Origin of the sequence: Sedimenticola hydrogenitrophicus, assembly GCF_029017505.1 — a bacterium.
Classification (GTDB): Bacteria; Pseudomonadota; Gammaproteobacteria; order Chromatiales; family Chromatiaceae; genus Sedimenticola; species Sedimenticola hydrogenitrophicus_A.
The window spans coordinates 1-14,106 of record NZ_JAQGEI010000010.1; the positions used below are offsets into that span (position 1 = coordinate 1).

At 55.7% G+C, this 14,106-nt stretch carries 13 protein-coding genes; 4 read left to right on the forward strand and 9 right to left on the reverse strand.

The genetic code is table 11. From position 1 onward, the window contains the following. The 4 genes from O9K64_RS07750 to O9K64_RS07765 form a co-directional block, all read left to right on the forward strand. The coding region (locus O9K64_RS07750; protein ID WP_275097508.1) for a type I restriction enzyme subunit R domain-containing protein at positions 1-2,062 on the forward strand (2,062 nt) is incomplete at its 5' end. Positions 2,063-2,078: 16 nt separating this feature from the next. Further along, the gene (locus O9K64_RS07755; RefSeq protein WP_275097509.1) at positions 2,079-4,700 is read left to right on the forward strand and encodes an AAA family ATPase; all 2,622 of its coding nucleotides are present in this window, start codon (positions 2,079-2,081) and stop codon (positions 4,698-4,700) included. Between the two features lie 254 nt (positions 4,701-4,954). Continuing rightward, entirely contained in the window at positions 4,955-6,100 is a 1,146-nt protein-coding gene (locus tag O9K64_RS07760; RefSeq protein ID WP_275097510.1) for an aminotransferase class V-fold PLP-dependent enzyme, read from the forward strand. A gap of 78 nt (positions 6,101-6,178) precedes the next feature. Continuing rightward, positions 6,179-6,580, forward strand: coding sequence for an acyl-CoA thioesterase (locus O9K64_RS07765; RefSeq protein WP_275097511.1), 402 nt, complete (start codon positions 6,179-6,181; stop codon positions 6,578-6,580). A 23-nt stretch (positions 6,581-6,603) separates the two neighbouring features. On the opposite strand, the gene O9K64_RS07770 is transcribed toward O9K64_RS07765, so the two are convergent. The 9 genes from O9K64_RS07770 to fabG form a co-directional block, all read right to left on the reverse strand. Further along, entirely contained in the window at positions 6,604-7,380 is a 777-nt protein-coding gene (locus tag O9K64_RS07770; RefSeq protein ID WP_275097512.1) for a TatD family hydrolase, read from the reverse strand. Between the two features lie 55 nt (positions 7,381-7,435). Continuing rightward, a complete protein-coding gene (locus O9K64_RS07775; RefSeq protein ID WP_260293873.1) occupies positions 7,436-7,795 on the reverse strand; it encodes a PilZ domain-containing protein in 360 nt (119 codons plus the stop codon). 7 nt (positions 7,796-7,802) lie between these two features. Further along, positions 7,803-8,816, reverse strand: coding sequence for a DNA polymerase III subunit delta' (locus O9K64_RS07780; RefSeq protein WP_275097513.1), 1,014 nt, complete (start codon positions 8,814-8,816; stop codon positions 7,803-7,805). Further along, positions 8,809-9,453 carry a dTMP kinase gene (tmk, locus tag O9K64_RS07785; RefSeq protein ID WP_275097514.1) on the reverse strand — a complete coding sequence of 215 codons (645 nt, stop codon included), beginning with the start codon at positions 9,451-9,453 and terminating at the stop codon, positions 8,809-8,811. Before tmk ends, O9K64_RS07780 begins: the two co-directional genes overlap by 8 nt. A gap of 6 nt (positions 9,454-9,459) precedes the next feature. Beyond that, entirely contained in the window at positions 9,460-10,458 is a 999-nt protein-coding gene (gene mltG / locus O9K64_RS07790; protein WP_275097515.1) for an endolytic transglycosylase MltG, read from the reverse strand. Positions 10,459-10,507: 49 nt separating this feature from the next. Further along, positions 10,508-11,326 (reverse strand): aminodeoxychorismate lyase, encoded by an 819-nt coding sequence (gene pabC / locus O9K64_RS07795; protein WP_275097516.1) that lies wholly within the window; start codon positions 11,324-11,326, stop codon positions 10,508-10,510. Positions 11,327-11,594: 268 nt separating this feature from the next. Beyond that, positions 11,595-12,839, reverse strand: coding sequence for a beta-ketoacyl-ACP synthase II (fabF, locus tag O9K64_RS07800; RefSeq protein ID WP_275097517.1), 1,245 nt, complete (start codon positions 12,837-12,839; stop codon positions 11,595-11,597). A gap of 98 nt (positions 12,840-12,937) precedes the next feature. Then, positions 12,938-13,171, reverse strand: coding sequence for an acyl carrier protein (gene acpP / locus O9K64_RS07805; RefSeq protein ID WP_029134634.1), 234 nt, complete (start codon positions 13,169-13,171; stop codon positions 12,938-12,940). Between the two features lie 194 nt (positions 13,172-13,365). Further along, positions 13,366-14,106 (reverse strand): 3-oxoacyl-ACP reductase FabG, encoded by a 741-nt coding sequence (gene fabG, locus O9K64_RS07810; RefSeq protein WP_275097518.1) that lies wholly within the window; start codon positions 14,104-14,106, stop codon positions 13,366-13,368.

Here is a 14,106-nt window from a genome sequence, read left to right on the forward strand (position 1 = left end):
CTGGGCGTCTTACCAGCTGATCGAGCAATACAAGCCGGGCAGCCACCACCCGATCTTCGATTCCGTGGTGGTGGTCACTGACCGCCGCGTGCTGGACAAGCAGCTGAAGAACAACATCAAGCTGTTTTCCGAGGTAAAGAACATCGTCGCCCATGCCGAGAGTTCACAAGACCTCAAGAACTCACTGCAATCCGGCAAGAAGATCATCATCACCACCATCCAGAAGTTTCCCTTCATCGTGGATGGTATCGACGACTTATCGGACAAGCATTTCGCTGTCATTATCGACGAGGCGCACAGTTCTCAATCCGGCTCAGCGGCGGACAACCTGAACAAGTCGCTGGGCGAGGGCAGCCAGTACGACGACGGCGAGGACGAGGTTCAGGACAGGATTCTGGAGGCCATGCGCCGCCGCAAGATGCGCGGCAATGCCTCATACTTTGCCTTCACCGCCACGCCGAAGAACGCCACCCTGGAACGCTTCGGCGTGCAGCAACCGGACGGCACCTTCAGGCCCTTCCACCTGTATTCCATGAAGCAGGCCATCGAGGAGGGCTTCATCCTCGATGTGGTAGCCAACTACACCACCTACCAGAGCTACTACGAGATCGAAAAGTCCATCCAGGACAACCCGTTGTTCGACAGTGCCAAGGCGCAGAAGAAGCTGCGTGCCTATGTCGAAGGCCACAAGGAGACCATCGCCGTCAAAGCCGAGATTATGGTCAACCACATTATGGACCATGTGGTCGCGGCCAAGAAGCTCAAGGGCAAGGCCAAGGGAATGGTGGTTACCCGCAATATTGAGACGGCGATTCACTATTTCCAAAAGATTCGCGACCTACTGAGAGATCGCAGGGCCGGTTTCAAGGCAGTGATTGCCTTCTCGGGCAAGAAGACTGTCGACGGTGTTGAGTACACCGAAGACAGTATCAACGGCTTTCCCGGCAAGGACATCGAAGACAAGTTCGACAGCGACGAATACCGCCTGCTGGTGGTTGCCAACAAATACCTGACTGGCTTCGACCAGCCCAAGCTGACCACCATGTACGTGGACAAGAAGCTGCAAGGCGTGCTGGCTGTGCAGGCCCTGTCCCGCCTGAACCGCTGCAATCACAAGCTCGGCAAGCGCACCGAAGACATCTTCGTTCTCGATTTCTTCAACACCACCGACTCTATCAAGAAGGCGTTCGACCCGTTCTACACGGCAACCAGCCTGTCATCGGCCACCGATGTGAATGTGCTCCACGAGCTGAAGGAGTCACTGGACGAAGAGGGTGTCTACGAATGGCATGAAGTCGAGCAATTCAACGAGCTGTTCTTTAAAAGCGTGCCAGCCGAACAACTCAGCCCGATCATCGATACCTGTGCAGAGCGTTTCAACAGCGAACTGGAACTAGACGATGACGTGAAAGCCGACTTCAAGATCAAGGCCAAACAGTTCGTCAAAATCTACGCCCAAGTCGCCTGCATTCTGTCATTCGACAACATCGTCTGGGAAAAGCTGCACTGGTTCCTCAAGTTCTTGATCCCCAAGCTGAAGATCAAGGACAAGGATAAAGACGTCCTCGACGAACTGCTGGAGAGCGTCGACCTGTCCACTTACGGCCTCGAAAGAACAAAGCTCAGGGAAGAAATCGGGCTAGACAGCACTGAAAGTGAGATTGACCCACAAAACCCAAATCCTCGTGGCGTACCCGTAGACGAAGAGCACAAAGACCCGTTGGACGAGATCATCAAGGTATTCAACGAACGCTGGTTCCAAGGCTGGGATGCCACCCCGGAAGAACAGCGGGTCAAGTTCATCAATATCGCCAAACACGTCATGGAAGACCCAAGCTACGAGACCCAGGTCGTCAACAATCCCGACAAACAGAACAGCCAACTGGCTTTGGAGAAACTCATCCAGAACGCCGTCAGCAAAGAACGTCGCCGGGAATTGGATTTGTACAAGAGCTACGCGCAGGACCCGGAGTTCAAGCGGGCTTTTGACGCCTCGATAGCGAGATTGCTTTCGCAAGGCGACGGATTAATCCAAAAGCTACTTACAGACACTCAACGATAGGCAGGGAGAAGGCGAAATGGTGCTTATGGACGAAATCTTGGGCTGGTCGCAAACCCTGTCCCCGTGGAAGCAGGACGCACTTCGCCGGTTGTTGATCCGGGATGGTGTGCTGGAGCCAGGGGACTATGACGAGCTGTTCAGCATGATGCTGGCTGCACACGGACTTGGAGATGGAAATGAACCTGAGCCACAGCCACTTGCCGCTGAGCACATACCCGTGAATCCCGCGCAAGCACCGCACGTCGAAGTATTGGCGTTGCGGAAGCTAAAAAACGTCAACCGCCTCGCTGGCGGACAGACCCTGTCTTTCGAACCGGCTGGGATCACGGTCATCTATGGTGCAAACGGTAGCGGAAAGTCCGGTTATGCGCGGGTAATGAAGAAAGCGTGCCGCGCACGCGAAGATAGTGAAAAGATACACACGGATTTGACCGACGCGGCAGCACGGGCAGCCGTACCCAGCGCACTCTTCGATTTGCAAGAAAATGGGAATTCAAAGCAGATTCCGTGGCAGATGAATCGAGCCTCTCCGGAAGAACTGGCAACGATTTCAGTATTCGATAGCTCATGCGCCCGAATATACCTGAAACCCAACCAGGATGTTGCTTACCTGCCGTATGGATTGGACATCGTCAAAAACTTTGGTGATGTCGTGTTACCTGAGTTACGACAGCGGGTGGATCGGGAACTTGCCGCACTAAACACAAGTTCGGCAGATTTTGAACACCTCAAGGGAGGCACCGAAATCGGTAGGGTGCTGACGGGCTTAAGCCACCTCACAGACGAAAAAACGTTGGAGCCGTTTGCTGACTTCAGTCCAGAAGACGAACAGGAACTTGAAGCGCTGATAAAAACCCTTGCTGAGGACTCTCCGAAGGACAAAGCAGACGAGCTGACCGGTTCGTATCAGAGATTGAAGGCTCTGGCAAACGAGGTTTCTGAACAAGGAAAGCACCTCACTGCAAATTCCATCAAAGTGATCCGTGTGATCCTGGATAATTTGGATACGGCGGAAAAGGCGGTCGAGGCTGCCAGCAAATTGCTCCATACCGACGAAGAACCCTTGAAGGGCACCGGGGGTAGGGAATGGAAGGTGCTTTTCGAGGCTGCGCAGAAGTTCGCACAAGCTGCGGACTATGCCGAAAACGACGACCTCCCATCGAAAACAGGCGAGAAATGCGTGTTATGCCAACAGCCTTTGAGTGACGACGGCGCGAATAGGCTTTCTAAGTTCAAGGCGTTCGTGGCAAACGAGGCTTCCACAACGTTGCGCGAACAGACAGCGAAATACGACAAGTTGATTGAGCGAGTCTCGGCCCGAAAGGTTGGTTTTGATCCCACCAAAACCCTGCGTGGGGAACTGGAACGCCTCAACGCTCAGCTGGCAAACGACACCTTTGATCTTGAAACGCAGCTAAGAGAACGTACAGACGCACTTCTTGCATCCATCAAGTCTCGAAACTATGCGGGAATCGACGAGTTTGATGTATCGGATATTCGCGGTCGGCTCAGGCAACGAGCCGCAGCTCAGTTGAAAGCGGCACGTCGATATTCGCGAGCTTTCGATCCGAAGAAACGCGCCGAATTGGAACAACAGAAGTCGGAACTCAATGCCAAGAAGCAATTCGCAACGCTTGCACATGCGGTGACTACATGCCTCATCAACATGAAGCGGAAGAACTTGCTCACCAAGTGCAATGCGGCGCTTGATACACGGACGATTTCTAATAAAACCAAAGAGTTATCCGAAGTTCACGTGAACGACGAGCTGTTCACGGCGCTGAAATCCGAGTTTCGTCGGCTTAAAGTGAGGGAAGTTCGTGTAGTCCTTGATACGAGAGTCAGGCGTGGAATCCCGCAACAAACGCTCAGCTTGGATTTCAACGGGTCTGGTCGCCAGGAAAAGCTCGAAGAAGTGCTGAGTGAAGGCGAGCAACGAGCAATAGCGCTGTCATCGTTCTTCGCAGAACTTCAGCTGGCCAACCATCGAGGAGGCATTTGCTTCGACGACCCGGTTTCCTCGTTGGATCATCAGCGGCGGCACTTGGTCGCTAAACGTCAGGTGGAAGAAGCCCAGAACAGACAAGTTATTGTATTTACGCACGATGCGTCATTTCTTGGGCAGCTGCGTGATCAAATCAAACGCACAGGCGTGAAGCATAAGATTCATCATCTCGAATGGGACAATCAACGCCCAGGCAATGTGCGAAATGGCTTGCCATGGGATCAGCAGAAAGTCAGCCAACGGGTCGACAGGTTGGAGCAGCTCCAGCGAAAGATGAACCGTGAATGGGGAGCGGCACAACCCAATGATGAGCAAGTACAGGAGATGCGGAGCTGCTATTCAAAGTTACGAGCAACCGTTGAGCGGGCAGTTCAGGATGAAGTGCTGGCCGGGACTGTCCAGCGATTTAGCGACTACATCCAGCCGAAGATGCTCGACAAAGTAATAAAGGGATTCACAGCTGCGGAGAACACGCGTATTCAAGAGCTTTACCAACGATGCAATGACGTGGTCGATGCTCACGACGCTTCAGCCGATGGTCAGAAGCAAGTACCAACGCCAGACGAGTTCAAAGACGACATTGACGAGTTGAAGGCGATCATCGCAGCAATCGGGGCAAACCAGAAACACTGAGATTGATTAGACAGAGCGCGGTTAAGGGGGGTGAATTTTAGGCGTTATTGCAAAATTTCTTTAGTAGTTGTTGCAAACGACCACCGCACGGCATTCCAGGCTGATTCCTCTATCTTAGTTATTTAACATAATATACATTATGCGCAATTATTGATTAGGCAGAATACCATTGACAATGTTGTTCAGGGGCTGGATTTATCTTGGTAAAGACCGCTATTCTGCAAATCAACAGCGGTAATCCCACGATGGTTAAAATGAACAACACGCAAAATCCATTCGCTCTGAGTGATGATCTGATCTATCTGAACCATGCGGCGGTCTCCCCCTGGCCGTTAGGTACGGCGGAGACCGTTAAGCGCTTCGCCGAGGAAAATGCCCGGCTCGGCGCCAGCAATTACCTGCAGTGGATGGATACGGAGCGCCAGTTGCGGGACAACCTGGCCTGGTTGATCAATGCGCCGTCCGCGGATGATATTGCCATTCAGAAAAGCACGTCCGAGGCACTGTCGGCCATCGCCCACGGTCTGGAGTGGCAAGCTGGCCAGAATGTGGTGTTTCTGAAACAGGAGTTTCCGTCCAATCGAGTGGTCTGGCAGAGCCTGGAGCGCTATGGGGTGACGGCCCGGATGATCGACCCCGGCCCTGGCCAGGAGCCCGAGGCCGCGCTGCTGGCGGCCTGTGACAAAAATACCCGGCTGATCAGTGTCAGTTCCGTGCAGTATGCGTCCGGGTTGCGGATGGATTTGTTGCGAATCGGGGAATATGCCAATAAAAACAATGTCTTGTTTTGTGTGGATGCGATTCAGAGCCTGGGTGCCCTGGCCTTTGATGTGGCCGAGGTCGGTGCTGATTTCGTGGTGGCGGATGGCCATAAATGGATGTTGGGACCGGAGGGCGTGGCGCTGCTGTATACCGACAAGCGTATCCGTGAGCAGCTCACGCTGCATCAGTTCGGCTGGCACATGCTGGAAACCGCTGGGGATTTCGATGCTCTGGCGACGGATCCGGCCAGCAGCGGACGCCGCTTTGAGTGCGGTAGCCCCAATATGCTGGGAATTCATGCGCTCAACAGCAGTCTTTCGCTGATACGGGAGATCGGATTGGAGCGCATTTCGGCGGATATCCTGCGCAACACGGATCTGCTGGTCCAGCTGATCTCGGATCACCCACGACTTGAACTAATCAGTTCGGCCGATCCGGAGCGACGCTCCGGTATAGTCACCTTCAAGGTGCGCGGCGGCGACCAGGAGAAGATATATCGTGAGCTGATGCAGCGCCAGGTGATCTGCGCGGCGCGTGGCGGTGGTATCCGATTCTCGCCCCATTTCTATACCGGGCAGCGTAAACTGATCGATGCGCTACAGATTCTGGATCGGGTAATAACTAATAAAACTGATTAATAATACTCGTTAACCTATTGTATAAAATATACTATTAGCTTAGTTAATAACAACTTCCCAGGAACGTAAATTCATATCATGAGTAAATACCCCATCGAAGAGCGCAATCCCGGTGAACGTCAGTTAACGGTCAGGGTTCTCGCCATGCCGGCGGACACCAACCCTTCCGGGCATATTTTTGGTGGCTGGCTGATGTCCCAGGTCGACATTGCCGGCAGTCTCATCGCCATGCAGGTGGCCGACGCCCGGGTGGTGACGGTCGCCGTGCACGATTTCCAGTTCGAAAAGCCGGTGCATGTGGGGGATCTGGTGAGCTGTTATGCCGAAGTCGAGCGTAAGGGGAACACCTCGATTCGGGTCAAGGTGGAAGTCTATGCGGAGCGGGACAGGGATCCCCATACCGTCGGGCGGGTGGCCGTGGCCTCCATTACCTACGTGGGGCTGGATGAGGACTCCCGGCCGAAAATACTTAAAAAATAGATCACAAAGATAATGTAACTAACTTATTTATCAGTTAAAAATAATCTATTGAAGTTATCTGTCGTGAGTGCTTCAAGCTGTTCACGGGTGAGTCCACGGAGTTCGGCAATCTTATCTGCGACGTACCCCACATAGGCCGGAATATTGGATTTCCCCCTATGGGGTATCGGCGCCAGGTAGGGAGAATCGGTCTCGATCAGGAGCCTGTCCTGCGGTACCTTTTTCGCCACCTCCCGCAGATCGGCCGCGCTGTTGAAGGTGATGATGCCGGAGAATGAGATGTAGAAACCCAGATCCAGCGCCTGCCGGGCCATGTCCCAATCCTCGGTAAAGCAGTGCATTACCCCACCGACGCTATCGGCCCCCTCCTCCCGCATGATACGCAGGGTGTCTTCCTTGGCCGCCCGGGTGTGAATAATCAGCGGCTTGCTACAGAGCCTGGCCGCGGCGATATGGCGCCGGAAGCGCGTCCGCTGCCATTCCAGGTCCCCCTCGCTGCGAAAATAGTCGAGACCGGTCTCGCCGATTGCCACGTTTTTCTGGTGCCGGGCGAGTGTCGCCAACTCCTCCGGACTGGGTTCCTGGCGGTCCCGGTCATTGGGGTGGACTCCTACGGAGATGGAGATGTCGGGCTGATCTTCTACCAGGGCCAGCATCGCCGGGTAGCTCTCCAGATCGATGGAGACGCAGAGGATATGACCCACGCCGGCCGCCCGGGTGGAATCGAGCAGGGTCTGGAAGTTGTTATCGAAGGGCGCCAGGTCCAGGCGGTCCAGGTGGCAATGGGAGTCTACAAGCATTCCAAACTCTTGGCTGTACTGGGAAGAAGGCCGGCTGACCTGACGGAGCAGCCGCCTACATGGTGTGTGTGGGACGATCGGATTTCAGGGCGCCGGCCAGGTAGCCCTCGATCTTGTTTCTCGCCATACCGCCATCCTGATCGCTGAACTGAACGCCGATACCCGCCGCACGGTTGCCTTCGGCCCCTACCGGAGTGATCCAGATGATCTTGCCGGCCACTGGTATGCGTTCCGTCTCCTCCATCAAGGTCAGAAGCATGAATACCTCATCTCCCAGGTTATATTTCTTATTGGTGGGAATGAAAAGCCCGCCATTTTTTACGTACTGCATATAGGCTGCGTACAGGGCATTCTTGTCCTTGATGGTCAAAGAGAGAATACCCTGTCGGGCTGTCGGTGCATTCGTTACAGACATACCACTATCACTCAACTCCAATACCCGCCCAATCCAGCAGCAGGCTCTCCAGTTGCATCTGTGTATTCAGCTGGCTACCCAGTGTCCGGTTTGCCTCAAACAGTCGGTCCATCAGCGCATACAGTCTTCTAGAGTTTACCTTTCGCGCCAGCGCTTGCAAGCGATCCCTTTGATCCACATTGATTATATTGGCAGATTCTACCGCAATCTTTACCCTTATCAGGTCGATCACCCAGCCGCTGAACCATTTGAGGACGCCGTCCTGCTCCAGGTTGCTCCAACGCAGTGCCACCGTGAGCGGGTCCTGTGCGCCCTTCAGGACCGATGTCAGCTCCTCGATCATCCTGGCGCGCTCTTCCAAGGTGCCATCCCGAGCATATTTCACCGCCAGCAAGGGGCCGCCAGCGGCCAGCGAGAGGAGTAACCGGAGATCGGCCGTCCCCTGCACCTGCCGGCTCAACCAGGCGAGCGCGGCGCTTTCATCCGGGGGCGTGAAGTGATAACGCTGGCAGCGGCTGCGAATGGTTGCCGGGAGACGCCCCGACTGGGCGGTCACCAGAATGATCACGGTGCGGTCCACCGGTTCTTCCAGAGTCTTCAGCAGACTGTTTGCCGCAGCGCTATTCAGTGCGTCGGCCGGCTCGATGATAATTACCTTGAAACCGCCGGAACGGCTGGTGAGGGCACCCTTTTGGGTGAACTCCCTGATGGTATCGATCTTGATCACCTTGCCCGGCTCTTCCGGTTGCAGCAAGGTGAAATCCGGGTGGGTCGACGCCTGTAGTAGCCGACAGTTCTGACAACTGTCGCACGGCTTGCCGTTTCCCCGCACTTCACTGCATAACAGTGATGCCGCCAAACGATGCGCAAACCAGGATTTCCCCAGGCCGACACCGCCGGTCAGCAACAGCGCATGGGGCAGGCGTTCCGATTGCCTTGCCGACAGAAGGCGTTGCCAGTTCGCCTCCTGCCAGGGCAGAACGGCCTCATCGACGAGGCTCGCCGACAGATGATCATCCATGGTGCTGTTCCTGCACGAACCGTTCTATGATGAGACGAATCTGCGCCTGTACCTGGGCCAGTGGCACCGCCGCGTCAATGACCCGGACGCGCTGGCTGTCACTTTGGGCAATCTCCAGGTAGGTCGATCGCACCCGTTCAAAAAAGGCGTGCTGCTCCACTTCGAAGCGATCCGGTTCGGAGCGCTGTTCCGCACGATCCAGCCCGGTCTCGATCGGCAGATCCAGCAACAGGGTCAGATCGGGTTTCAGACCCTGCTGCACCCACTCCTCAAGTGCGCGAATCCGCGCCATCTCGATCCCGCGACCGCCACCCTGATAGGCGTAGGAGGCGTCGGTGAATCGGTCACAGAGTACCCATTTCCCGGCATTCAGGGCCGGTAAAATGATCCGTGCCAGATGCTCCGCCCTGGCGGCAAACATCAGCATCAGTTCGGTGTCCTTGGCCATACCGGTGTGCTTGTGGCCCAACAGGAGGTCGCGGATCTCCTCCCCCAGGGCGGTGCCACCGGGTTCACGGGTGAAAACCACTTCGACTCCCGACTGTTCCAGCAGATCGCGGATAAAGGCCAGGTTGGAGCTCTTGCCAGCCCCCTCGCCTCCCTCTACCGTGATGAACTTTCCTTTGGTGACTGTCATATTCAGTTATCGCTTCAACTGGTATTTTCTTACGGCCTTGTTATGTTCAGCCAGGGTGTCGGAAAAATGGTGGTAGCCGTCACCCTTGGCGACGAAGTAGAGGCTCTTGCCCTCGGCCGGATGCAATACCGCATGCAGTGCGTCTGCCCCCGGCATGCTGATGGGGGTCGGCGGTAGCCCACCGTGGACGTAGGTATTGTAAGGGGTATCCTGGCGCAGATCACTACGTCTGATATTTCCGTTGAAGGCCTTCCCCATGCCATAGATAACCGTCGGATCGGTCTGCAGCCGCATGCCTTTTCTGAGCCGCCGGATAAACACGCCGGCAATCTCCGGACGCTCCTCTGCCCGCCCGGTCTCTTTTTCGACTATCGAGGCGATTATCAGCGCCTCGTAGGGGCTTTTCAGGGGCAGATCCGGCTCCCGCGACGCCCATTCACGCGCCAATAGCTGCTCCATGGCGCGATGCGCACGTCTCAGGAAGTCCAGATCGCTGGTGCCCTTCGGGAAATGGTAGGTATCCGGCAGAAACCGACCCTCCGGATGCATGTCGGGAAATCCCAGCTTAGCCATGATCTCCTCATCGGAGAGACCGGAAAGCGTCTTCTTCAGGGCTTGATGCCCCGCCACGGCCACCAGGACCTGCTGAAAACTCCACCCCTCCACCAGGGTGAGCGTGTGGCTCACGACCCGGCCGGAAACCAGCAGCGCCAGCAATGATTTCGGCGTCAACCCAGACGCGAGATGGTATTCACCCGCTTGGATGCGGCTGGCCTGACCGTCCAGCCGGGCCATTAACTGGAAATAGAACGCGCTCTCCAGATAGCCCCGCTGTTCCAGATCCCTGGCCACGGCCGAGAGTGAACTGCCGGGCATCAGCTCGTAGCTGACCCCCGCATCGGGTAGCTGCATGGGGTTGCTGCTGAAACTGTTGAGTGACATCATCACCCAGGCAAGGGCGAAGCTTCCGCCAAGAACGAGTATTCCAATCAGTCGATAAAACATCAGGACAATTTTACCGGATTAGCGTCTGGATAGAGAGGGAAAAAGATCATCAGGCATGATTGAAACCCTGTTCCAGAACTGCCTCAAGCAGTTTTTCCGGTATCGCATCCACCGAAAATTCCTGGCCGGAAAGCTCCCGAACCGGCCAGATGCCTATCAGCGAATTGGTTACAAAGAGTCCATCCGCGGTCCACAGGTCGTGCAGCGAGATGTCGGTGATGATGATGGGAATATTCAGGTTCTGGACGACCTCGATCACCACGCCCTGCATGACTCCCGCGACACCGCAGCGACTCAGATCAGGGGTATAGATTCTCTCGTCCTGAACCACAAACAGATTGGAACTGGTGCCTTCAATCACACAATCGGCCGTGTCCATCATCAGCCCTTCCTGGACTGATGGGTCGTTCCATTCGGATCTGGCCAGAACCTGTTCCAGGCGATTGAGATGCTTCAGTCCAGCCAGTGCCGGATTCCACCCAAGCCGGGTGGAGCAGAGACGGGCCACGATGCCACGTTGGTAGACCTGCTCGGGGAAAACCGGATACTGACTCCAGTTGAGGATACGGGTCGGTGTGTGATTCGGCTGCGGACGGTATCCCCTGCGTCCCGGTCCGCGGGTCACAATGATCTTTATGACACCCTGCGTCTCTTCACCGGTTTCGGCCATTACCTCTTCATATAGCTGGTCGGCGTCGGGCGGTTCGATACCCAATCGGGAGCAGCCGCTCGACAGTCTTTCCATGTGGCGTCGCCACAGGCAGGGGCGGCCATTTTTTATGGCAACGGTCTCGAACAGTCCATCGCCGAACTGCAATCCGCGGTCAGTTGCCGCAACCCGGGTCTCTTTTTCGCCATTGATCAACAAGCGTATTCCTCACGATTCGCTGGCCTGGGAGTACTGACAGAAAGATAGCCGGAAGCGGCCTTCATTAATAGTACCGACAATAAAAAACGCCCGGGATCAGGCGTTTTTTGTCCAGGGATGGACTTATGCCGCGGAGGCCATGGATTGGCGTAGGGGCAACCCCCCGTGGTTGCCCGGGGAACGGGCAGGCACAGGGGCCTGCCCCTACGGCGACAAGCCGGATGGCCGGCAGCGGCATCGTCTGGCGTGCAAACCGGTTCAACAAGGATCAATCGGTCAGGCGACGGAACGCCAGTGTGCCGTTGGTGCCCCCGAAGCCGAAGGAGTTGGAGATGGCCACGTCAATCTTCATCTTCCGGGCGGTGTTCGGCACGTAGTCAAGATCACATTCCGGATCCTGGTTTTCCAGATTGATGGTAGGCGGTGCGACCTGATCGCGAATGGCCAATGCGGAGAAAACGGCCTCGACGCTACCGGCGGCACCCAACATGTGGCCGGTCATGGATTTTGTCGAGCTGACCGCCAGTTTATAGGCGTGATCCCCAAAGGCCCGCTTCACCGCGAAGGTCTCGGCAATGTCACCCGCCGGTGTCGAGGTGCCGTGGGCGTTGATGTAGTCGACCTGCTCCAGGTTGATGCCGCCGTCTTTCAGTGCCAGCAGCATGCACTCGCTGGCGCCTTCACCGCCCACCGATGGCGCGGTCATGTGATAGGCATCCGAGTTCATGCCCACACCCACGATCTCGGCATAGATGTTGGCCCCACGGGCTTTTGCCGCCTCATACTCTTCGAGCACCAGCACACCGGCGCCATCGCTGAGCACGAATCCATCCCGGTCCCGGTCCCAGGGCCGGCTAGCCGCCTGGGGATCGTCATTACGGGTTGAGAGGGCACGGGCGGCGGCAAAACCACCCAGACCGACCGGCGAAGTCGCCATCTCCGCACCACCGGCCACCATGGCATCCACGTAGCCGTGACGGATCAGGCGGGTCGCCTCACCGATATTGTGTGTTCCGGTGCTGCAGGCGGATACGATCGAGTAGTTGGGGCCGCGCAGACCGTATTTGATGGAGAGATTGCCGGCCACCATGTTGATGATGTTGGCGGGCACGAAGAACGGAGAAATTTTTCTTGGACCACCATCAAGATAGGCCTGATAGCTGTTCTCGATTCCGGTGATGCCGCCAATACCGGCGCCGATCGCCACACCAATACGTGGGGCCGTCTCATCAGTGATTTCCAGTCCGGAGTCCTCAATCGCCTGTGAGCCGGCGGCTATGCCGTAATGGATGAACTTATCCATTTTTCTCACATCCTTCTTGGGTACGTACTGGGTCACGTCGAATCCGTAGATCGGACCGCCGAAATGGACGCTGAAAGGTTCAATATCGAAATGCGTGATCGGTTGAATACCGCTCTTGCCTGCGAGTATGCTCTCCCAGGCTTCTTTAACCGTGTGTCCAACCGGAGCCACCATGCCGAGCCCAGTTATAACGACCCTTCTTCCAGACATCTGAGACCTACCCCCTATTGGGATCTTTGTATAGCAAAAAGCCGCAACCAGTCGCTATAGACGGCTGTGCGGCCTTGTATTGAACGGGTGAGTGTGGATCAGCTGTGTGCGTTGATGTACTCAACCGCCAGCTTGACAGTGGTGATCTTCTCAGCGTCTTCATCTGGAATTTCAGTACCGAACTCTTCTTCCAGTTGCATGACCAGCTCAACTGTGTCAAGAGAGTCTGCACCCAGATCGTCCACAAAAGAGGCTTCCAGGGTCACCTCATCTTCTGATACACCCAGCTGTTCAACAACTATCTTCCTAACACGTTCTTCGACAGAGCTCATGTTCTTAAATTCCTCCGGTAAAAAAATATGGTCGGCTTGTCACACGACCGACGGGTATTGTATTCATCAAACCTCAAAAGTTCAAAGCAAATTGACCTTAAATCTCTTGTTTTTTGATGACAGAAAAAAATACTTTAATAACAACCCAATACATTCATTACTTAAAGCTCGAGTGCATGGGAAATTATTAGGGTTTACCCCATGTACATGCCGCCATTGACGTGTAATGTCTCACCGGTGATGTAATCCGCGGCGGATGAAGCAAGGAAAACGACGGCGTTGGCAATCTCTTTGGGCGCGCCCAGGCGCGCCAGAGGGATCTCGGAAAGCAGTTTTTTGTGTTGCTCTTGCGGGAGTTCCCGGGTCATATCGGTATCGATAAAACCGGGGGCCACGGCGTTGACGGTGATGCCACGTGAGCCCACTTCCCGCGCCAGCGATTTGGTGAAACCGATCATCCCCGCCTTGGCCGCGGCATAATTGGTCTGGCCGGCATTTCCGGTGGAACCGACCACGGAGCCGATGCTGATGATGCGACCCTTGCGTGCCTTCATCATGGAACGGAGACAGGCCTTGGACAATCGATAGATCGAAGTGAGATTGGTATCCAGGATGCTATCCCACTCCTCATCCTTCATGCGCATCAGCAGATTGTCCCGGGTGATCCCGGCGTTGTTGATCAGAATACTGGGGGCGCCGAAGCCTTCTGCGATTGCCTTCAGCACGGTATCAATGGAGTCGGGATCCGTCACATTCAGGACCATCCCCTGCCCTTTGATGCCGGCCTCTGCGAAGCGGGCCGTGATGGCGGCCGCACCGGATTCAGAAGTTGCCGTGCCAATCACTGTGGCGCCCTGCTCGCCGAGTCCTGCGGCAATGGCCTCACCGATACCCCGGCTCGCCCCGGTTACCAGTGCAATCTCATTTTCAAGCAT

Excerpts from the sequence above, each read along its gene's own strand:
- O9K64_RS07775 (WP_260293873.1), bottom strand. The coding sequence starts at position 7,795 with ATGTCTGTAACGAATGCACCGACAGCCCGACAGGGTATTCTCTCTTTG.
- O9K64_RS07765 (WP_275097511.1), top strand. The coding sequence starts at position 6,179 with ATGAGTAAATACCCCATCGAAGAGCGCAATCCCGGTGAACGTCAGTTA.
- fabG (WP_275097518.1), bottom strand. The coding sequence starts at position 14,106 with ATGCTTGAAAATGAGATTGCACTGGTAACCGGGGCGAGCCGGGGTATC.
- acpP (WP_029134634.1), bottom strand. The coding sequence starts at position 13,171 with ATGAGCTCTGTCGAAGAACGTGTTAGGAAGATAGTTGTTGAACAGCTG.
- mltG (WP_275097515.1), bottom strand. The coding sequence starts at position 10,458 with ATGTTTTATCGACTGATTGGAATACTCGTTCTTGGCGGAAGCTTCGCC.
- O9K64_RS07780 (WP_275097513.1), bottom strand. The coding sequence starts at position 8,816 with ATGGATGATCATCTGTCGGCGAGCCTCGTCGATGAGGCCGTTCTGCCC.
- fabF (WP_275097517.1), bottom strand. The coding sequence starts at position 12,839 with ATGTCTGGAAGAAGGGTCGTTATAACTGGGCTCGGCATGGTGGCTCCG.
- O9K64_RS07770 (WP_275097512.1), bottom strand. The coding sequence starts at position 7,380 with ATGCTTGTAGACTCCCATTGCCACCTGGACCGCCTGGACCTGGCGCCC.
- O9K64_RS07755 (WP_275097509.1), top strand. The coding sequence starts at position 2,079 with ATGGTGCTTATGGACGAAATCTTGGGCTGGTCGCAAACCCTGTCCCCG.
- O9K64_RS07760 (WP_275097510.1), top strand. The coding sequence starts at position 4,955 with ATGAACAACACGCAAAATCCATTCGCTCTGAGTGATGATCTGATCTAT.
- tmk (WP_275097514.1), bottom strand. The coding sequence starts at position 9,453 with ATGACAGTCACCAAAGGAAAGTTCATCACGGTAGAGGGAGGCGAGGGG.